We start from the raw sequence: 18971 nt of genomic DNA on the forward strand, positions 1-18971 counted from the left end.
GAAAGCTAGCAGTACACTTTCCAATATGGAAAATCAGAAGCCTGTCTCGGATAGTGACGTCCACGCAGCGCTCGGCGCCCTAGACGACGTGCGGGAAGCGAACGTTCGACGGCTGCAGCGTCCACGTCGATACTGGACCATGGTGGGCCTGTTTCTCGCCGTATTCGCCGTGATCCCGCTCGGCCTGAGCTGGTCTCCGATTGTCACCTTAATCGCGGCGCCGGTGCTGTTGATTACCATCGGCCTCTTTGCTTCTTGGAAACAGCCCTCCACGGTCCGGAATATCAAACTGACCGGGACGATGTGGCTGCCGCTCATCGGCTTCGCCCTCCTTGCAGGCGTCCTCGGTGGTCTCAACACGGCTCTCTACAACGCGCACGGTTGGTGGTGGCTCCCGCCTGTTGTTGCCGTTCTCCTTTTCACCGTGGCTGTTGTCGGTGGGCCACGCATGGACCGGAACTGGGCGCGGGTGGTCAGCGATCGTGTCGAGTGAGAGATCCGTAGAAGCGGAAACTGGGCTGGACCCAGCCATCCACCCCATCCAGCGCCTGCGTATTTGCGCACTCCTGCAACCGGTGACCAAGGAAGAGTTCGCCGTCCTCCGCGGTGCCCTGGAAGTGAGCGACTCTGCGCTGAGCAAGCAGATTGCAGCGCTAGTCGCGGCTGGATACGTTGAACAACTGCACGCGACCCGTTCCGGTCGGCGCCGTGTCTGGGTGCGACTAACCCCAGCGGGACGATCGGCTTTCGCCCGCCACGTCACGGCACTGCAGGCCATTGCCACCTCGCTGACCCAGTAGACACCGACCCTGAGTCTCAGCGGCTGAGCGTCGTGACTATCGCCCTGATCTGCGCCAGGACTGCCTTCGCGTTGTTGCGCTCAAGAGTTTCAGGTCGAGCCAGGCAGTCGATGTGCCGTCCCAGGCCGGGTTGAGCGAGCGGACGAAGGACTAACTCCGGGTGGTCGCCCAAGTCGGTCGTGTACCGGGGCATCAGCGCCACGCAACCACTCGCTTCGACAACTGCGGCAGCAACCGAGAACTCGTTGATCCGGTGCAGGATGCGTGTTTCACTCCCTCCGATTCCCGCAATGACGGAGAGAGCCTGCGTGAGCGGGAAGCCTTCGTGCACCGCGACCCACGCCTCATCGTGAAGATCCGCGGGTTCGATCGCGGCTTTCGCCGCGAGTGGGTGATCGCGTCGGACAGCGATATCCAGGGGCTCGTACAGGAGCGGTTCAACACGCACCGACCCCGGCCACGACGGGCTACCGACCAGCCTGTGTGCGAGGACAAGATCATGATCGGCCGTGAGAAGGGGGAAGTCTTCTTGAGCCACATCGAAATCGCTCAGCCGGACGTCGGGCCGCTCAGGACTCGCGCACGCGGTTACCAGCGGACCGAAGACGGCCAGGCCCGCACTGTGGAAGGCCACCACTGAAACGGTGCCCAGCGGATCGCCTTGGAAAAGTGCCACCGCCTGTCGGGCGCGTTCGAGCGCCACTTCCACGTCGATCGCCGCCATCGCCAGGGCACGCCCGGCGTCGGTGAGCGCGGTCCGCCGGCCGTCTCTGAACGTCAACGGAGCGGCCGAGTGACGTTGCAGAGCGGTGATCTGTTGCGATACCGACGATGGCGTGACGTACAGGGCCGCGGCGACGGCGGCAATGCTGCCCCGGTCGCCCAGCTCCCTCAGCGCGCGCAGCTGACCCAGTTCCATAAGTTCAAACTAAAGCATTCGGCACAAAACTCCTCTCTTGTCTTACGTGGCGGCCAACCGGACGATGGTGGAATGCCTGCTCTATTCAGCCGATTCCACGTCGACCTGCTGTTGCTCCTGGTCGCCGCCACGTGGGGATCGACCTACCTCGTGGCGAAAGAACTCGTCACGCCACATTCCGTAGTGGCACTCCTCGCGCTACGGATGCTGCTGGCTGCCTCCCTCATGGCGGCGATTGTGGCCGCTCGGCGGAACCGGATCACCGCGGCGGAACTGCGAGCGGGCGTGATACTCGGGATGGTCTTGGCGGCCGTGTTCGCATTCGAGACCTTCGGGATAGCCAACACGTCGGCCACGAATGCCGGACTCATCATCAGCCTGACGATCGTGTTCACCCCGATTCTCGATTCCGCGGTGTCCGGCCGCCGCCTGCCCGGCAGGTTCTTCCTCGCCGCCATGATTGCAATCAGTGGAGTCGCCTTGCTCGCCAGCGACGGCGTCTTCCAGGCGCCGAGCCTCGGCGACCTGCTCATCCTCGGCGCCGCAATCATTCGCGCCATCCACGTGACCTCGATGTTCAGCCTCACCGGCAACACACCGATGAACTCGCTTCACCTCACCACGGTGCAACTGGCCACCTGCGCGACACTGTTCTCGGCGGCGTCACTGTTCTACGGCGATTCGATCCCGCACTTCCTTGCCAACCTCGACCCTGGACGTGCGGTCCTGTTCATCTACCTCGTTCTCGCGTGCACAGTCTTCGCGTTCCTGGTGCAAACCTGGGCGGTTCGGCGCACCTCGCCATCGAGAGTGAGCCTCCTCCTCGGAACTGAGCCGATCTGGGCGGCAATCGTCGGAATCACGATCGCTCGTGACACCGTGGCCCTCGCTGGATACATCGGCATCGCACTAATCCTGGCGGGAACAGCGTGGGGCCGCTCCCTCGAGCACGGGCACCGCCACAACGAACGCGCAGGGGACATGTCATCCCTCAGGGCAGGAGGCCGCTCTCGTGCATCGAGCTCACAAGTTTGATTGTTGCCAGGCCATGTCGATCAATTCGAACTCGGCGGCGTAGCAGGCCCCTTCGCTGCCTGAATCGACAGCGGCACCGCTGTTGGAGTAGCTGATCAGCGGTCCTGGAGAGTCGGCCACACCGACGGGATAACCCGCGTCCGTCATGCATCGTTGATAGCGCGCGAACCCCTCGCGATACTCCGCTTCGATCACGGTGCCATCGGCCATCGCCGCGGACTGTTCCGCAGAAGCCGGGGGCAGAGCTGCCGGAGCAGACCAGGAGGCCCACAGCACGTATTGGCCCTCTCCGGCGACACTAATGGTGTGCGGTCCAGGGCCGGTCACAGTGCGCCCACCCCCAGAACTCAGATTGGGGCCGTTGCAGGAGTGGGTGCTCGTCACCACACCGTCGGTCGAGGTGAGGTATGTCCCCACACCAATGCAACCAAACGAGACGAAGAGTTCGGTAGCACCTTCCGGCATCGGACCGACGTTGAGAGTCGCCGGGCCGGCTCCGGCCTCGATGCCGAACGGCTCGCCGATAAGTTGCGTATCGCCGGGCACTAGCGCGGAAAGCATTGCGGTCGTCGGGGCCTGGTACGAGATGCTGGCCGGCTTCGCGCTGGTCACGGCGGCAGCAGCGGATACCGCTGCGCCGGTGAGAGCCCCCGAAATGGCGAAGACCGCAAGCGCGGCCACCGTTCTCGGGCGTCGACGCGTGAGCGACGCCGAGTCAGCGAGAGCAACCAGCATACGGCGCTGCATCTGATCCCGACTCGTTGCTTCATTAGGCATTGGGCACACCCTCCGATCGGACACCGCGCGGTCGCGGTTCAAGCATTTCTTCTCGCAGACGCGCTCGCGCACGGGACAGCCGAGATCGAGCCGAAGATGCCCGCAACCCCAGCAGGGAGGCGACGTCCTCAGCAGACAGCTCTTCGAGCACGCACAGCGTGATGATCTCTTGGTGATGGGCTGTCAGACGCCGCATCGCGGCGAACACTGCACCGTCGTCTGCAATCTCCGAGGGATCCCAACTCGGGTCGGCAGCCGGAAGCTTGCTCAGCGCGACCCGATGACGTCTCTCCGAGCGGGCCATGTTCAGACACGTGTAGGTGGCAGTTTTCAGCAGCCACGGCAGTATCGACTGGTCGACAAACCGGATCTTCTCCCGCTTGCGCCACGCCTCGAGAAAGGTGAGGGAGACGACGTCCTCCGCCTCGCTTCTTGATGGGGCAAGTCCCAGGGCATGACGACGAACTCGGTCGCGGTGCCGGTCGAAGATGCGCCCGAAAGCGTCACCCTCGCCTGCTACTACGCGAGCCCAGTCAGCTTCGTCAGAGACGCTCATACTACGTAGTGTCCGCGGCACAGCAATTCGCTGCAATCACGTGCGAAGTGGTCATAGGAGATTTCACCATGCCAGGGATTTGAGGGCGCGGAAGTTCGGGCGAATTCTCGTTTTCCGCAGATTCGTCAGCGCGCCGCCCGTTTGCGGGTCACAAGCCGGGCGGCGGCGTTCGGCGCCCTACGCCCGGTCGTGGAGGGTGACCTGGTAGCCGTCGGGGTCGGAGAAGGTGAAGGTGCGGCCGAATGGGCCGTCGATCGGGGCCGAGACGATCGTGTGGCCGTCGGCGACGAGAGCGTCGTGGATGGCCTGGACGTCGGTGGCGTGGAGCCAGATCGCGGCCCCGATGCCGGGCTGGGCAACGGACGCGAGATCGGTGCCGGGAACGATGTCCCGAAGCGCGAACGCGATCGGGACCGTTTCGAAGACGACGGCGTGGGGCGGGCCCGCCGGCGAGCGGACGAGGCCGAGGTACTGCTCGTAGAACGCCTGCGACGCGGCGAGATCACGTGCTTGAAGGGAGATGAAGTCGGGGCCGGTGACGGGCATGGGGATACTTCTTTCTGTTTACGTCAATGTCAGTTAGCTGACACATATCAATGTATGTCAAAATACTGACATGAGTCAAGACGGAATCAACCTGGAGACGTCACTGGGCTACCTGCTCAAAGAGGCGTCGAGCGCCCTTCGCGCTGCCATGGAGGCAGTATTGCGTCCGCTCGGGATGACCGTGACGCACTACTCCTGCCTCGAATTGCTCGCACAGCGCCCCGGCCTGTCCAATTCCGAGCTGGCGCGAGGAGCGTTCGTGACACGGCAATCGATGAATGTGCTGCTGCAAACCCTGGAACGAGACGGATACGTGACCCGCCCGGCGGAGGCTCGGGTCGGGAAAGTCCTTCCCGCGCAGCTCACGCCACGCGGTCGACAGAGCCTCGAGAAGGCGACCGCTGCGGTCCGATCCGTCGAGGTGAGGATGCTGGGCGGCATGACACAGGAAGAGCAGTCCGGCGCGCACAACATCCTGCAGAGCATGATCCGCTCCCTGCGCACCGACGACGACGGTGGAGCGTAGCCACACCGAAACGCCCGCTCCCGAGGGCCTGTCGCAGTCGCCGTGCACGAATGCCCAGCTGCCTGGCGGTGCGGGGCGCCCACCCAGCCGACCTCCGTAAGCTGGGGGGCATGTCTTCTTCCTTCTCGGTCAGCCAGGAGCGCAAGCTCGTCACCGCCCTCCCGGGCCCACGGTCAATCGCGCTGCAGGAACGACGCGTTCGCGCCGTGTCTCGTGGTGCGGGCACCCTCGCCAACATCTACATGGACCATGGCGCGGGAGCGATCCTCGTCGACGTGGACGGCAACCAGATCATCGACCTGGGTTGCGGCATCGGCGTGACCACCATCGGCCACGCCAACCCGGAGGTCGCCGCGGCCGCCGCCATGCAGGCCGGCAAGCTCACCCACACGCTGTTCACCGTCACCCCGTACGAGAACTACGTGCGCGTCGCCGAGAAGCTCGCCGAGATCACCCCGGGTGACTTCGAGAAGCACTCGATCCTGGTCAACACCGGAGCCGAAGCCGTGGAGAACGCGGTGAAGATCGCCCGCAAGTACACCGGTCGCCGCGCCATAGTGAGCCTGGACCACGCGTTCCACGGCCGCACCAACCTCACCATGGCAATGACCTACCGCCCGTGGCCGGAGCGCGTGGGCATGGGCCCGTTCCCCGGTGAGATCTACAGCGTGCCCACCAGCTACCCCTACCAGGACGGCTTGTCCGGCGAGGAAGCCGCCGAAAAGACGATCGACTACATCCAGACGCACATCGGCGCGTCAGAGATCGCGGCGTTCTTCGTCGAGCCGATCCAGGGCGACGGCGGCATCGTCATCCCCGCCCCCGGTTACTTCAAGCGCCTGAGCGAGTTCTGCACCGAGAACGGCATCGTCTTCGTCTCCGACGAGATCCAGGCCGGCATCGCCCGCACCGGCGCCTGGTACGCCATCGAGCACCACGGCGTGGTGCCCGACCTGGTCACCACCGCCAAGGGCATCGCCGGCGGCTTCCCACTGGCCGCCGTCACCGGCCGCGCCGAGATCATGGATGCCGTGCAGCCCGGCGGCATCGGCGGCACCTTCGGCGGCAACCCGGTCTCGACCGCGGCGGCCCTGGCCGTGTTCGACATCATCGAGCGCGACAACCTGCTCGACGAGGCCAAGCGCGTGGAGAAGGCCCTCTGGGCCCGTATCGGCGACTGGGCCGACAAGTTCGACATCGTCGGCGACGTGCGCGGCAAGGGCGCCATGTTCGGTGTGGAGCTCGTTCACCCCGGCACCAAGAAGCCGTTCCCCGAGGCGCTCGCGTTCGTGCTCAAGCACGCCACCACCAATGGCGTCATCGCACTGGATGCCGGCAGCTGGGACTCCGTGCTGCGGATCATGCCGTCTGTGGTCATCTCCGAAGCCCTCATCGACGATGCCGCCTCGGTACTCGAAGAGGCCCTCACGTTGTTCGCGGCCACCCAGAAGTAAGAGCTGCACATCGCGAAAGCGGTTCAGTGGTCACCTCCGCTTGCGGAGGCAGCCGCTGGGCCGCTTTCGCGGTTTGGGCGGGGGCGTTTGTGCGGGCGTGGCGGGGCAGCCGGTCAGGCCAGCCCGGCGAAGCGGCGGGAGGCTCGGCGCAACCAGGCCGTGCGCGTGGCGGCGTCGGAGCGGGAGATGTTGCCGTGGCTGAGCCACCGGAGCCTGCGCACGCCGATCAGCCCAAACGTGCCGGCGAAGAGCGCCCGCACCGCGGGACGCCCGAACAACAGCTGGTACCAGAGCGTCGGCGTGGTGCTGGTGGTCAGCACGGTGACCGAGGCCAGCGACCCGTAACGCCCCACCAGCCGGCCGCCCGGTTTGGGCTCGTCGTAGGAGACGCCGGGCAGCAGCACCTTGTCGAGGAATCCCTTGGTGCCAGCCGGCATGTTCATCCACCAGATCGGGAAGACGAAGGCCACGTGGTCCGCCCGGCCGAGCTTGGCCTGGTAGTCGAGCACGAGTGGATCCAGCGACTCCCCCGATCGCCACGCGTTCAATTCCGGCGCCGTCATGGCCGGGTTGAACTTGTCGGCGGCGAGGTCGATGAGGTCGACGTCATGACCGGCCTGCTCCGCGCCGGCCATCGCCGCCGCCAACAGTGCTCGGGAGAAGCTGCCCTGATAGGGATGATCGATGATGAAGAGTGTTCGCATACGGCAAACGTTACACGCGCAACCGTTCCGCACGCAACCATTCGATGAGCAACTGTTTCGGGGCACCCGCGGCGTAGACTGGCCCGGTGACGAACAGCGCAGCCGCACCCCAGGGTCCAGGGCCGATCGACCGGCCAGCCCAGCCGGCCGCGTCGACGAACAGCGACCCGTTCGTCGAGTGGTGGTTGGCCCTGCGTCACAGCGCCGCCCTGCTGGACCGCCAGGCCGAAGACGCAGTCAGGCGCTCCACCGGGCTGAATCTGAGCCAATTCGCAGTGCTGCGCACCCTTGACACCGAGAACGACTGCCTCAAACAGCAGGACATCGCCACGCTCCTCAACCTGACGAAGTCCACCATCAGCCGGCTGGTCGATGCCGCCCTGGCGGACGGGCTGGTGGAACCGGACCCGGCACCGCATTCTCGGCGGGAGCGACGCATCCGACTGACCGCTGCCGGTCGCTCGACGGTTCGTGCGGCCGACGACGCAATCTGCGCCGCCCAGCTGGAAACGGCCACGCGGTTCACGCGCACCGAACTGGACCGGGCGGTGACGACGACAACGAAGCTGGGTGAGGCACTCGCCGCCACCGGCGCGACACTCGGCCCGAAGGCTTCCGCTTAGAGCAGCGAGGCCGGTTCCGCGATGATGGTGACCGGTTCGTGGCCGACCGGGAAGTTGACCGACGCGGCGATGAAGCAGGCCTTGCCGGCCTCGGCGTGCAGGGACTGGGCCAGCTCCGCCTGGTCGGGGTCGGCGATGGTGACCCGGGGACGCAGGGTGGCGGCGGTGAAGTGGCCACCGCCATCCGCCGTCTGCGCCATGGTGCCGATGGCGTCGTCGGAATAGCCGACAACGACCACCCCGTGCTTGGCGGCCACGTGCAGGTACGAGAGCAGGTGGCACTGGCTGAGCGCTCCCAGCAGCAGCTCCTCGGGGTTCCACCGGTCCGCGTCGCCGTGGAAGGTGCGGTCGGCCGATCCGGCGATCGGCTCCTTGCCCGACGAGGTGAGAACATGGTCGCGGCCGTACGCCCGATAGCTGCTGGTGCCCGTGCCACGGTTGCCCGTCCAGTGGATCTGCACGGCATAGTGATGTGCACCGATCATGGCGTCTCCTTCGGGTTTCACGCTTACTGGCAATTCTCGCAGGGAATGGCCCGGCCGCTCGCTGGTGCGGGCGGTAAACTGGCGCGATCATGACTGACACGCTGACTGATTCTGCTGCCGCATCCGCCCCCTCGTCCCCGGTCTACTCGGTGACCCAGGAACGCAAGATCGTGACGGCCATCCCCGGCCCGCGATCGACGGAGATGCACCAGCGACGCCTCGCCGCCGTTTCCACCGGCGTCAGCTCCGCCCTGCCGGTCTACATCAAGAAGGCCAGCGGCGCCATCATCGTCGACCTCGACGACAACCAGTTCATCGACCTGGGCGCCGGCATCGGCGTGACCACGGTCGGCCACTCGGAGACCAGCGTCGTCGCCGCCGCGACCGGCCAGCTGAACGACTTCGTGCACACCCTGTTCACCATCACGCCGTACGAGGAGTACGTGCGCGTTGCCGAGCTGCTCGCCGCACACACCCCCGGCAGCTTCGCCAAGAAGACCGTGCTGATCAACTCGGGCGCCGAGGCCGTGGAGAACGGTGTGAAGATCGCCCGCAAGTACACCGGCCGCCGCGCCGTGGCGGTGCTCGACCACGCGTACCACGGACGCACCGTGCTCACCATGGCGATGAACTACAAGGCCGCACCGTACGCCACCGGCTACGGCCCGCTGGCCGGCGACGTCTACCACGCCCCCAGCTCGTACCCGTATCACGACGGCCTCAGCGGCGCCGAGGCCGCCGCCCGCACCATCGCGTACCTGGAGAAGGTCATCGGCGCGAGCGACCTGGCCTGCCTGGTCGTCGAGCCCATCCAGGGCGAGGGCGGCTTCATGGTTCCCGCCGAGGGTTACCTGCCGCTGCTGCAGGAGTGGTGCACCGCGCACGGCGTCGTGATGATCGCCGACGAGATCCAGAGCGGCATGGCCCGCACCGGCGCCTACTTCGCCAGTGAGCACTTCGGCTGGGAGCCCGACCTGGTCCTGGTGGCCAAGGGCATCGCCGGCGGCATGCCGCTGGCCGCCGTGACCGGCCGCGCCGAAATCCTCGACGCGTCGCAGCCCGGCGGGCTCGGCGGCACCTTCGGCGGTAACCCCGTCGCCTGCGCCGCTGCGATCGCGGTGTTCGAGGCCATCGAGAACAACAACCTGCTCGCCGAGGGCCAGCGCATCGAGAAGACCCTCCGCGCCGGCCTGACCGCGCTGGCCGACAAGCACGACATCATCGGCGACATCCGCGGCCGCGGCGCCATGATCGCCATCGAACTCGTGCAGCCCGGCACCCAGACCACGACCAAGGCACCCAACGCCGCCGCGGTCACCGCGATCGCCGCCTACGCGGCGCAGCACGGTGTGCTGCTGCTCACGGCCGGCACCTACGGCAACGTGCTGCGGTTCCTGCCGAGCCTGGCCGTGACGGATGCCCTGCTGGCCGACGCCCTGTCGGTCATCGACGACGCGATGGCGACCCTGTAATCGTGACGACGTCGACCTCGCCTGCCGCCTTCGGCGCCGCAGCGCCTTCCACCGCGGGAACCATCGAAGTGATCGACGCCGTCGAACTGGCCGTCGTGGAACGCTCCGGCTTCATCGAGTCCCGCCACGCGGGCGCCGCCGTCGTGCTCGGCAGTGACGGCGCCGTGCTCCGCGCCCTCGGCGACGTCAACGCACCGGTCTTCCCTCGCTCGTCGATGAAGCCGTTCCAGGCCATCGCGGTCATGGCCAGCGGCGTGGTTCTGCGTGGGGAGGATGCCGCGATCGCGACGTCCAGCCACTCGGGCACCCAGAAGCACACCGACCTGGTGCGCGGCCTGCTGGCCCGCGCCGGTCTCTCCGAGGCCGACCTCGGTTGCACGCCCACCTGGCCGGGCGACTCGGGCACGCGCGACTCCCTGGTGCGCCAGGGCGCCGGCCCTGCCCCGATCTACTCGGACTGCTCGGGCAAGCACGCGGCGATGCTCGTGGCCTGTGTGCAGAACCACTGGCCGGTCACCGGGTATCTGGACCCCGAGCATCCGTTGCAGAAGCGCATTCTCGACGTCGTCGAACGGTTCACCGGCGAGCGTCCGGCCGCGACCGGCATCGACGGCTGCGGCGCCCCGGTGCACGCGCTGTCGTTGACTGCCCTGGCCCGCGGCATCGCCCGCATCGCCACGTCGAAGTCGAGCTCACCGTTCGCCATCTACCGTGAGGCCGGGTTCCTGGCCGAGGCGGTGCGGGAAAACGGTTGGGTGATCGCCGGGCCCGGCCTGCCGGACTCGATCGCCATCGAGCGCCTGGGCCTGTTCGTCAAGGGCGGGGCCGAGGGCATCATGGTGGCCTCAGCCGAGAACGGCACCACGGTGGCGCTGAAGATCCTCGACGGCAACTTGCGCGCGGCCACCGTCGTGGCGCTGAGCCTGCTGGCGGATGCCGGCGCCGTGCCTCGGGCCGACATCGACGCGATCATCCCCGAACTGAAGGTCGCCGTGCACGGTGGCGGCCAGCCGATCGGCCAGATCCGCGCCAGCTACGTCTAGGGACGCTCGCTCGCTCCGTCCGTAGCCGCGTCATCGGCACCGCCGTCTTCCTGTGCCATCGCCAGCGCCGACGCCTCCGGCGCCCACTGCACGTCACCGTGCTCGGCGTTCGCGCCCCGCGCGAGCACGAACAGCAGTGTCGACAGCCGGTTCAGGTAGCGTGCGCACAGCGGATTGACCGCTGAAGGATACGCCTCGACGGCGACCCAGACCGCCCGTTCGGCTCGCCGCACCACGGCACGCGCCTGGTAGAGCAGCGAGGCGGCGACGGTGCCGCCGGGGAGCACGCGGCCACTGAGGTCGGCGGCATCCGGCTCGAAATGGTCGACGGCCCGCTCCAGGCGGGTCAGGTGGGATTCTCGGATGCGCGCGGTCGCGGGCTCGGCGGCATCCAGCGGCACGGCCAGGTCGGCGACCAGGTCGAACAGGTCGTTCTGCACGCTCGCCAGGGTGGACGTGATCCCGATCGGCAGGTTGCCGACGGCCATCACCACACTCACCTGCGCATTGGCCTCGTCGCACTCCTCGTAGGCGGCGACGCGCACATCGGTCTTAGCCACGACGCCGTGCCGACCGAAGGTGGTACGTCCGGAATCACCTCGACCGGTATACAAAGAGGGCCCAGCGGTTCCGGATTCATCGAGTTTAGCCATAGCGGCCACTATAGTAATGTCCCCTGAATCCACGTACCGTTGATTCAGACCACGGGCCACTACTTTCGCCACTACGCCACTGATTGTGCACAATGAAAGTTGATCGGAGCCTGTTCGGTCGGCAAGGAGCACCATGTCCAGACGCTTTTCCGACGACGACATCAAATCCGCGCTCGGGGACGCGGTCGACGATCCCGCCCGCACAGGCTGGGCCACTGTAGACAAAACAGTCTTCGGCGTCTCCGCCGGAATCATCCTGGTGGTCTGTCTGCTCGGCGTGTTCTTCACCGATGCTGTGGGCGCCGGCGCGTCAGCAGCCCTGGGTTGGGTCACCAGCAACCTGGGCTGGCTGTTCATTCTGGGGGCCTCCGGCTTCGTGGTCTTCGCGCTGGTGCTGGCGTTCGGCCGGTACGGCAGCATCCCGCTCTCCCGCGAGGGGCAGAAAACCGAGTTCTCGACGCTGTCCTGGGTATCGATGATGTTCAGCGCCGGCATGGGAATCGGGTTGATGTTCTACGGCGTCTTCGAACCGGTCACCCACCTGGCATCCCCGCCGCCGTTCGTCGACGCGGCGCCGAACAGCCCGGACGCCGCCAACGCGGCGATGGCATACACCTTCTTCCATTGGGGTCTGCATCCGTGGGCGATCTACTCGGTTGTCGGCCTCGCCCTGGCCTACTCGACTTACCGGATGGGCCGCGGCAACCTGATGAGCTCCCCGTTCCAGGCCCTGTTCGGCAAGGAGCGGATCGAGACCAAGGGCTGGGGCAAGCCGATCGATATCCTGGCGATCATCTGCACCAAGTTCGGCTCGGCGACGTCCCTCGGGCTGGGTGCGCTGCAGATCGCGGCCGGCTTCTCGTTGCTGACCACCGGCGAGTTCGCCGACGACCCTGGCACCGCCCTGCCGATCATCATCATCTGCGTGCTCACGGTGGGCGTGGTGTTTTCTGCCGCGAGCGGGCTCGCCAAGGGGATCAAGTGGCTCAGCAACACGAACATGGTGCTGTCCGGCGTGCTCGTGGTGTTCGTCTTCGTGGTCGGGCCGACCGTGTTCATCCTGAACCTGCTGCCCTCGGCAATCGGCGCGTACCTGGCCGATCTTGTTCCGATGAGCTTCCACTCGGCGGTGTTCGGCGGCAGCGACTGGCTGGCCAGCTGGACGATCTTCTACTGGGCGTGGTGGATCTCCTGGACCCCGTTCGTCGGTACCTTCATCGCTCGGATCTCCCGCGGCCGCACCATCCGCGAATTCGTCCTCGGCGTGCTCCTGGTGCCCACGGCGGTCAGCATCCTCTGGTTCGTCGTGTTCGGTGGGGCCGGCCTGCATCTGCAGCTGGGCGGCATCGACATCGCCGGCACCGGCAACGAGGCGGCCGGGTTCTTCGCCGCCCTGCAGCAGTACCCGTTCTTCATCGGCTCTGCCCTGGTGGTGATGGTGCTCACGGCGGTGTTCTTCGTCAGCGGGGCGGATGCCGGTGCCCTCGTGCTCGGAACTCTCTCGAGTCGCGGCCGCAAGGAACCATGGAAGCCGCTGGTGATCTTCTGGGCGGTGCTCACCGGCGCCGTCGCCGCGGTGCTCCTGTTCGTGGGCGGTCTGGGGGCGCTGCAGACGTTCACGATCCTGGCCGCGACCCCGTTCGTGCTGATCATCATCGGCCTGTGCGTGTCCCTGTACGTGGACCTGCGCCGCGACCCGTTGCGTAAACGCACGGTCGGGCCGGTGCGCACGTCCTCCGAGGTTCTCGGCACCGTGCCGTTCACCAGGCCGGCCACCGACGGTGACGGCGACGGCCCGCCGGCGGATGCCGCCTCCCCGCCCGTCGACGAGGAACGGGGTTAGCCGAGGCGGCCCCGGCGCTTGGCGCGGGCGGCGGCGGCGACCTGCGCGGTCACGACGATCACCAACGCCAGGATGAACACCGCCGAGGCGATCACGTTGGCCTCCGCCGGGATGCCCCGTGACGCCGAAATGTAGATGTACTTCGGGAACGTGGTCACCGCCCCGGAGTTGAAGTTGGTGATGATGAAGTCGTCGAAGCTCAGCGCGAACGACAACAGTGCGGCGGCGAGGATCCCCGGCAGCAGCAGCGGGAAGGTGATCCGGGCGAACACCTGACCGGGCGATCCGTACAGGTCCCGACCCGCCTCCTCGAGAGCCGGGTCCAGGCCGGCGACCCGGGCCTTCACCGTCACCACCACGAAGCTGATACAGAACATCGTGTGCGCCAGGATGATCGTGAACATGTCCTTGGGCACGCCGAGCGAAAGGAACTGTGCGGCCAGCCCCGCACCGAGCACCACCTCCGGGGTGGCCATCGGCAGGAACAGCAGCAGGCTGGTGCCGGCCCGGAACCTGAACCGGTAGCGCACCAGGGCAATCGCGATCATCGTGCCGAGGGTCGTTGCGATCAGAGTGGCGGCCAGACCGATGATCAGGCTGTTGCCGAAGGCCTCGCAGACGGCACCGTTTTGCACCGCGCAGACGTTCAGCCATTTGTCGAGGGTGAAGCCGCGCCAGGTGATGTTGGACTTCAGCGAGTCGTTGAACGAGAAGATGAAGGTGTACACGATCGGCACCATCAGGAAGATCAGCGCGAGCGCCGCGTACAGCGGCAGCAGCCACTTGCCGAGCGAGAGACGGGTCACAGCAGCTCCTCGGTTCCGCTTCGCTTCACGTAGACGCCCACGACCACCAGGATCACGGTCATCAGGATGATCGACAGCGATGCCGCCGCGGGATAGTTCAGCAGCACCAGGAAGTTCGCCTCGATCACATTGCCGATCATCTGGGTGTCCGCACCGCCGAGGAAGTCCCGGCTGGCATTGATGTAGTCGCCGGCCGCGGGGATGAAGGTGAGCAGCGTGCCCGCCACGATGCCGGGCATCGACAGCGGGATGGTGACGGTGCGGAAGGTGTGGAACCGGCTCGCGTAGAGGTCGTTGCCGGCCTCGAGGTAGCGCAGGTCGAGGCGCTCCAGGGTGGTGTAGAGCGGCAGGGTCATGAACGGGATGAAGTTGTAGGTCAGACCGAAGATCACCGAGAACGCGGTGCCGGTGAGGTGGGCGTCCGGGGCCAGCAGCGAGACTGCCTTCAGCGACGTGACGAGGAACGATTCGTCGGAGAGCAGCTGCTTCCAGGCCAGGGTGCGCAGCAGGAAGCTGATGAAGAACGGCGCGATCACGAGCACGAGCATCAGGCTTTGCAGCAGCGGCCAGCGCCGGGCGGTGACGCCGATGAAGTAGGCCAGCGGGTAGCTGAACAGCAGCGCCAGGACCGTGGCGATGAGCGCGTAGCCGAACGAGCGCAGGATGTGCGGCCAGTACTGGGCGATCACCTCGACGTAGTTCTCCCAGCGGAACGCGTAGCTGTACATGCCGATGTCGCCGAACTCGCTCGGCGCCTGCAGCGAGGTGAGGATCAGCGACACCAGCGGCGCCAGGAAGAACAGCACCAGGTAGAGGATGCCTGGCAGGAGCAGGAGCAGCGCCACGCGGCTGCGGCGGCGCGGCGGCGCATCCGTTGGCGCGGCGGCGGTGCTGGCGAACGCGGCGAAGGCCATCTAGGCCTCCTCGAGCTCCGTGACGAGAGCGGCGCGGCGTTGTGCGGCGATGCTCTTCGTGGTGGTGTCGGCGACGAACCTGGGGTCCGGAGCCACGGGGTCGTCGTCGAGGCCGAAGCCGTGCTCGACGTTCCAGGTCACCCAGACCTCGTCCCCTTCGCCCTCGACCGGCCCGAAGGATCGGTTCTGTGCGAAGACTATGAGGATGCCGACGCCGGGCACACGCACGAGGTACTGGGTGCTCACGCCGGTGAAGGACACATCCGTCACCCGGCCGGGGCCCATCACGTTGTGGCCGGAGCCGGGGACCGGTTTGTCCCGGTGCAGGGTGAGCTTCTCCGGGCGCACCCCGATGGTGACGTCGCCGGCGTGCCGGTGCGAGCGGGTCTTGGGCACCACGATGCTGCGACCGGCGATGTCGACGGTGATGGCCGTGCTGGTCTCCCCCACCACCGGCCCGGTGAAGAGGTTGGACTGGCCGAGGAAGTTCGCCACGAACGCGGTCTTGGGCAGTTCGTAGAGCTGCTCCGGCGCACCCAGCTGTTCGATCCGGCCCTTGTTCATCACCGCGATGGTGTCGGCCATGGTCATGGCCTCCTCCTGGTCGTGGGTGACGTGCAGGAAGGTGAGGCCGACCTCCTCTTGGATGGTCTTGAGTTCAAGCTGCATCTGCCGGCGCAACTTGAGGTCGAGCGCGCCGAGCGGCTCGTCGAGCAACAACAGCGCCGGCCGGTTCACGATCGCCCTGGCCAGCGCCACCCGCTGCTGCTGGCCGCCGGAGAGCTGCACGGGCTTACGCGCGGCCAGGTGGCCGAGTTCGACGAGCCGGAGCGCCTCAGTGGCCTTGCCGAGTGCATCCGGGATCTTGCGGCGCCGCAGCCCGAAGGCCACGTTTTCGAGCACAGTCATATGCGGGAAGAGCGCGTAGCTCTGGAAGACGGTGTTCACCGGCCGTTGGTAGGCCTTCTGGGCGGTGACGTCCGCTCCGCCGATCAGGATGCGGCCGCCGGTGGGGTCTTCCAGCCCTGCCACCAGGCGCAGGGTGGTGGTCTTGCCGCAGCCCGACGGGCCGAGCAGCGCGAAGAACGAGCCGGCGGGAATGACGAGGTCCAGGTGTTCGATGGCGGTGAAGCCGGGGAAGCGCTTCTGGATTCCGACCAGCTCGAGGTCGGCACCCCGATCGGCGAAGGCGCCGCGGGACACGGTTCAGGCTCCCAGCAGGATGCTCTGGAACTGCGCGCCGTAGGTTTGTTCTTCGGCGCCGGTGAGGGTGCGGAACACCTTGGCCTTGGCGAGGGTGGCGTCGTCGGGGAAGATCAGCTGGTTCTCGGCGAGCTCGGGGTCGATCTCCATGGCCGCCTCCCTGGCACCGGCGACGGGGGTGATGTAGTTCACGTACGCGGCGACCTCGGCGGCGACGGCCGGGTCGTAATAGTAGTTGATCAGGGCTTCGGCGTTGGCCTTGTGTGCTGAGCCGATCGGCACCACGAAGTTGTCGTTCCAGATGGTGCCGCCCCTCTCCGGCACCACGAAGCCCCATTTGTCGCCGTTCTCGGCGTTGAGTTGCACGATGTCACCCGACCAGACGATGGCTGCGAGGCTGTCGCCGTTGACGAGGTCTTCCTTGTAGGAGTTGCCCTTGATGTTGCGCACCTGGCCGTCGCTGACCTGCTTCGTGAGCACGTCGATCGCGGCGGTGAATTCCTCGTCGCCCCAGTCGCCGGCAATGTCGACGCCCGCATCGAGCATGATCAGGCCCATGGTGTCGCGCATCTCGGAGAGCACGCCGACACGGCCCTTGAGCTCGGGAGTGTTCCACAGCTCCTCGACCGAGCCGATGCCGTCGGGGAGTTTCTCCTTGTTCCAGCAGATGCCCGCGAAGCCGCCCTGCCAGGGCACCGACAGGGCCCGGCCCGGGTCGAAGTCCACGTTCTTGAGGGTGGGCAGCAGGTTGGCCAGATTGGGGATGTTCGCGTGGTCGAGTTCCTGCAGGTAACCGAACCTGGCGAGCCGGCCGACCATCCAGTCGGTCAGGCAGACGGTGTCGGCGCCGATGTCCTTGCCGAGGGCGAGTTGGTCTTTGACCTTGCCGTAGTAGGTGTTGTTGTCGTCAACGGCCTCGGTGTACTTCACCGTGATGCCGGTCTCGGCGGTGAAGGCCGCCAGGGTCGGATAGTCCCCGGCGTCGTCCACGTCGATGTACAGCGCCCAGTTGTCCCAACGCAGCGTCTTCTCGCTCTCGGACGCGTCGGCCGCGGCGGTCGGCTGGGCCGCACTGCCGGTCGAACACGCGGCGAGCGCCAGCGCCGCCGCTGTCGCCCCCGCGCCGGTGAGGAGCGTCCGCCGACCCAGCTGAGCCTGCCTGGCCTGACGAATGAGCTGCTGGATCATCGGGTCTGCGGGCATCGGCCTGGGCGACATGGGCGGTCTCCTTGCATTCTTCAGCGGCTTCGAAAAGCGTCGGGAACGCCCCGGCCCGCTGCGTGACGAGTGGACCGATAGTGGCACAGTCGGCACCGAGCGCGCCATAAAATGATCAAAACGTTAACATTCCCGCAATTATCAACCGATTTCGTCGTTGTCTCTCGGTCGTTGCGTTCGGAATCGGCGAACCAGCCGCAGTAGGCTGCTCCCAGGCTGGCCCTCACCAGACTGTTCCCACCAGGCTCAGGAGCGTCATGCGAGTTGCAGTCCCGCGCGAGATCAAGAACAACGAGTTCAGGGTGGCGATCACCCCGGCCGGCGTCCACGACCTGGTGCTCCACGGGCACGAGGTGCTCGTCGAGACCGGTGCGGGGGTCGGCTCGTCGATCACGGACGCGCAGTACCGCTCCGCCGGTGCCACGATCATGCCCGACGCCGCATCAACCTGGGCCGGGGCCGAGCTGCTGCTCAAGGTGAAAGAGCCCGTGCCGAGCGAGTACGGCTACTTCAGGGACGACCTCGTGCTCTTCACCTACCTGCACCTGGCCGCGGAAGCCGGCCTCACGCAGGCGCTGCTGACGGCCGGCGTCACGTGCATCGCCTACGAGACCGTGCAGCTGCCCAGCCGGGCGTTGCCCCTGCTGGCTCCCATGAGCGAGGTCGCCGGCCGGCTGGCTCCGATCGTCGGCGCGAACGCCATGCTCAAGCCCAACGGCGGCCCCGGCCTGCTCGTGCCGGGTGTGCCGGGCACTCATCCGGCCAGGATCACCATTCTCGGCGGCGGGGTCGCCGGGACCGCCGCCATGCAGGTGGCGATCGGCCTGGGCGCCGAGGTCACCGTTTTGGACACCAACCTCTTCCGCCTCCGCGAGCTGGATGCCCTGTACTACGGGCGGGTGAAGACCATCGCGTCGAACGCGTTCGAGATCGACACGGCGCTCGTGCAGTCCGACCTGGTCATCGGGTCAGTGCTGATCCCGGGCGCGAAGGCGCCCAAGCTGGTCAGCAACGAGCTGGTGTCGCGGATGAAGCCGGGCAGCGTTCTCGTGGACATCGCCGTCGACCAGGGCGGCTGCTTCGCCGACACCCACGCCACCACCCACACCGAGCCCACCTTCACCGTGCACGGGTCGCTGTTCTACTGCGTGGCCAACATGCCGGGTGCGGTGCCGAGCACGTCGACCTACGCCCTCACCAACGCCACCCTGCCCTACGTGCGGGCCATCGCGAACCTGGGCTGGCTTGCGGCTCTTCGCTCCGATGCCGCGCTGGCGCTGGGGCTGAACACCCACGGCGGCGTCCTGACGAACGCGCCGGTCGCCGCCGCCAATGCCCTGCCGTTCCGCCCCCTCGCCGAGGTCCTCGGCTAAGCCTGGCGATGCCCGCGGCCC

General features: G+C 66.8%; 21 protein-coding genes. 10 read left to right on the forward strand and 11 right to left on the reverse strand.

Annotated elements, in window-relative coordinates:
* The first annotated feature begins 25 nt into the window (after nucleotides 1-25).
* The gene (locus CXY76_RS06010) at nucleotides 26-493 is read left to right on the forward strand and encodes a hypothetical protein (protein WP_146073383.1); all 468 of its coding nucleotides are present in this window, start codon (nucleotides 26-28) and stop codon (nucleotides 491-493) included.
* On the forward strand, nucleotides 483-800 hold the full coding sequence (locus tag CXY76_RS06015) for a transcriptional regulator (RefSeq protein WP_255408459.1): 318 nt from the start codon (nucleotides 483-485) through the stop codon (nucleotides 798-800). The genes CXY76_RS06010 and CXY76_RS06015 overlap by 11 nt, the downstream gene beginning before the upstream one ends.
* A 16-nt stretch (nucleotides 801-816) precedes the next feature.
* On the opposite strand, the gene CXY76_RS06020 is transcribed toward CXY76_RS06015, so the two are convergent.
* Nucleotides 817-1719, reverse strand: coding sequence for a LysR family transcriptional regulator (locus tag CXY76_RS06020; RefSeq protein ID WP_104163329.1), 903 nt, complete (start codon nucleotides 1717-1719; stop codon nucleotides 817-819).
* Nucleotides 1720-1791: 72 nt separating this feature from the next.
* Between CXY76_RS06020 and CXY76_RS06025 the strand changes: the two genes are divergently transcribed.
* Complete coding sequence (locus CXY76_RS06025) at nucleotides 1792-2754, forward strand: DMT family transporter (RefSeq protein ID WP_104163330.1); 963 nt, start codon at nucleotides 1792-1794, stop codon at nucleotides 2752-2754.
* Here CXY76_RS06025 and CXY76_RS06030 read toward each other — a convergent pair.
* The 3 genes from CXY76_RS06030 to CXY76_RS06040 all read right to left on the reverse strand — a co-directional run bounded on the left by CXY76_RS06030 (nucleotide 2743) and on the right by CXY76_RS06040 (nucleotide 4633).
* Entirely contained in the window at nucleotides 2743-3531 is a 789-nt protein-coding gene (locus CXY76_RS06030) for a hypothetical protein (protein WP_146073384.1), read from the reverse strand. The two genes, CXY76_RS06025 and CXY76_RS06030, sit on opposite strands and share 12 nt — an antisense overlap.
* Nucleotides 3524-4087 carry an RNA polymerase sigma factor gene (locus CXY76_RS06035; RefSeq protein WP_104163332.1) on the reverse strand — a complete coding sequence of 188 codons (564 nt, stop codon included), beginning with the start codon at nucleotides 4085-4087 and terminating at the stop codon, nucleotides 3524-3526. Before CXY76_RS06035 ends, CXY76_RS06030 begins: the two co-directional genes overlap by 8 nt.
* Nucleotides 4088-4264: 177 nt before the next feature.
* Nucleotides 4265-4633, reverse strand: a complete 369-nt coding sequence (locus CXY76_RS06040; protein WP_104163333.1) for a VOC family protein — start codon at nucleotides 4631-4633, stop codon at nucleotides 4265-4267.
* Between the two features lie 70 nt (nucleotides 4634-4703).
* On the opposite strand from CXY76_RS06040, the gene CXY76_RS06045 reads away from it, so the two are divergent.
* Nucleotides 4704-5159: a MarR family winged helix-turn-helix transcriptional regulator gene (locus CXY76_RS06045; protein WP_104163334.1), complete on the forward strand. Its 456-nt coding sequence runs from the start codon at nucleotides 4704-4706 to the stop codon at nucleotides 5157-5159.
* 110 nt (nucleotides 5160-5269) lie between these two features.
* Nucleotides 5270-6613 (forward strand): aminotransferase class III-fold pyridoxal phosphate-dependent enzyme, encoded by a 1344-nt coding sequence (locus CXY76_RS06050; RefSeq protein WP_199190208.1) that lies wholly within the window; start codon nucleotides 5270-5272, stop codon nucleotides 6611-6613.
* A 113-nt stretch (nucleotides 6614-6726) separates the two neighbouring features.
* Here the strand turns inward: CXY76_RS06050 and CXY76_RS06055 are convergent, their stop codons facing one another.
* Nucleotides 6727-7317 (reverse strand): NAD(P)H-dependent oxidoreductase, encoded by a 591-nt coding sequence (locus tag CXY76_RS06055; RefSeq protein ID WP_104163335.1) that lies wholly within the window; start codon nucleotides 7315-7317, stop codon nucleotides 6727-6729.
* 86 nt (nucleotides 7318-7403) lie between these two features.
* Here CXY76_RS06055 and CXY76_RS06060 point away from each other — a divergent pair, with 86 nt between their 5' ends.
* Nucleotides 7404-7940, forward strand: a complete 537-nt coding sequence (locus tag CXY76_RS06060) for a MarR family winged helix-turn-helix transcriptional regulator (protein ID WP_104163336.1) — start codon at nucleotides 7404-7406, stop codon at nucleotides 7938-7940.
* On the opposite strand, the gene CXY76_RS06065 is transcribed toward CXY76_RS06060, so the two are convergent.
* The gene (locus CXY76_RS06065; protein ID WP_104163337.1) at nucleotides 7937-8425 is read right to left on the reverse strand and encodes an OsmC family protein; all 489 of its coding nucleotides are present in this window, start codon (nucleotides 8423-8425) and stop codon (nucleotides 7937-7939) included. The two genes, CXY76_RS06060 and CXY76_RS06065, sit on opposite strands and share 4 nt — an antisense overlap.
* A gap of 89 nt (nucleotides 8426-8514) precedes the next feature.
* Here CXY76_RS06065 and gabT point away from each other — a divergent pair, with 89 nt between their 5' ends.
* Both gabT and CXY76_RS06075 read left to right on the forward strand, forming a co-directional pair.
* Nucleotides 8515-9897, forward strand: a complete 1383-nt coding sequence (gabT, locus tag CXY76_RS06070) for a 4-aminobutyrate--2-oxoglutarate transaminase (RefSeq protein WP_104163338.1) — start codon at nucleotides 8515-8517, stop codon at nucleotides 9895-9897.
* 2 nt (nucleotides 9898-9899) lie between these two features.
* Entirely contained in the window at nucleotides 9900-10940 is a 1041-nt protein-coding gene (locus tag CXY76_RS06075) for an asparaginase (RefSeq protein ID WP_104163339.1), read from the forward strand.
* On the opposite strand, the gene CXY76_RS06080 is transcribed toward CXY76_RS06075, so the two are convergent.
* Complete coding sequence (locus CXY76_RS06080) at nucleotides 10937-11755, reverse strand: cob(I)yrinic acid a,c-diamide adenosyltransferase (RefSeq protein ID WP_369826082.1); 819 nt, start codon at nucleotides 11753-11755, stop codon at nucleotides 10937-10939. The two genes, CXY76_RS06075 and CXY76_RS06080, sit on opposite strands and share 4 nt — an antisense overlap.
* Between CXY76_RS06080 and CXY76_RS06085 the strand changes: the two genes are divergently transcribed.
* Nucleotides 11727-13436, forward strand: a complete 1710-nt coding sequence (locus CXY76_RS06085; protein ID WP_104163341.1) for a BCCT family transporter — start codon at nucleotides 11727-11729, stop codon at nucleotides 13434-13436. The genes CXY76_RS06080 and CXY76_RS06085 overlap by 29 nt on opposite strands.
* Here CXY76_RS06085 and CXY76_RS06090 read toward each other — a convergent pair.
* Genes CXY76_RS06090 through CXY76_RS06105 form a run of 4 tightly spaced genes read right to left on the reverse strand, consistent with a single transcriptional unit; the run spans nucleotide 13433 to nucleotide 17577 of the window.
* Nucleotides 13433-14242, reverse strand: a complete 810-nt coding sequence (locus tag CXY76_RS06090) for an ABC transporter permease (RefSeq protein ID WP_233199603.1) — start codon at nucleotides 14240-14242, stop codon at nucleotides 13433-13435. The two genes, CXY76_RS06085 and CXY76_RS06090, sit on opposite strands and share 4 nt — an antisense overlap.
* Nucleotides 14239-15156 carry an ABC transporter permease gene (locus CXY76_RS06095; RefSeq protein ID WP_104163342.1) on the reverse strand — a complete coding sequence of 306 codons (918 nt, stop codon included), beginning with the start codon at nucleotides 15154-15156 and terminating at the stop codon, nucleotides 14239-14241. The genes CXY76_RS06090 and CXY76_RS06095 overlap by 4 nt, the downstream gene beginning before the upstream one ends.
* Entirely contained in the window at nucleotides 15157-16359 is a 1203-nt protein-coding gene (locus CXY76_RS06100; protein ID WP_104163343.1) for an ABC transporter ATP-binding protein, read from the reverse strand.
* A 3-nt stretch (nucleotides 16360-16362) separates the two neighbouring features.
* A complete protein-coding gene (locus CXY76_RS06105; RefSeq protein WP_104163344.1) occupies nucleotides 16363-17577 on the reverse strand; it encodes a spermidine/putrescine ABC transporter substrate-binding protein in 1215 nt (404 codons plus the stop codon).
* 257 nt (nucleotides 17578-17834) lie between these two features.
* Here CXY76_RS06105 and ald point away from each other — a divergent pair, with 257 nt between their 5' ends.
* Nucleotides 17835-18950 carry an alanine dehydrogenase gene (gene ald, locus CXY76_RS06110; protein WP_104163345.1) on the forward strand — a complete coding sequence of 372 codons (1116 nt, stop codon included), beginning with the start codon at nucleotides 17835-17837 and terminating at the stop codon, nucleotides 18948-18950.
* Nucleotides 18951-18971 lie beyond the last annotated feature (21 nt).

This window comes from Cryobacterium sp. N22, assembly GCF_002929555.1.
Taxonomy (GTDB): Bacteria; Actinomycetota; Actinomycetes; order Actinomycetales; family Microbacteriaceae; genus Cryobacterium.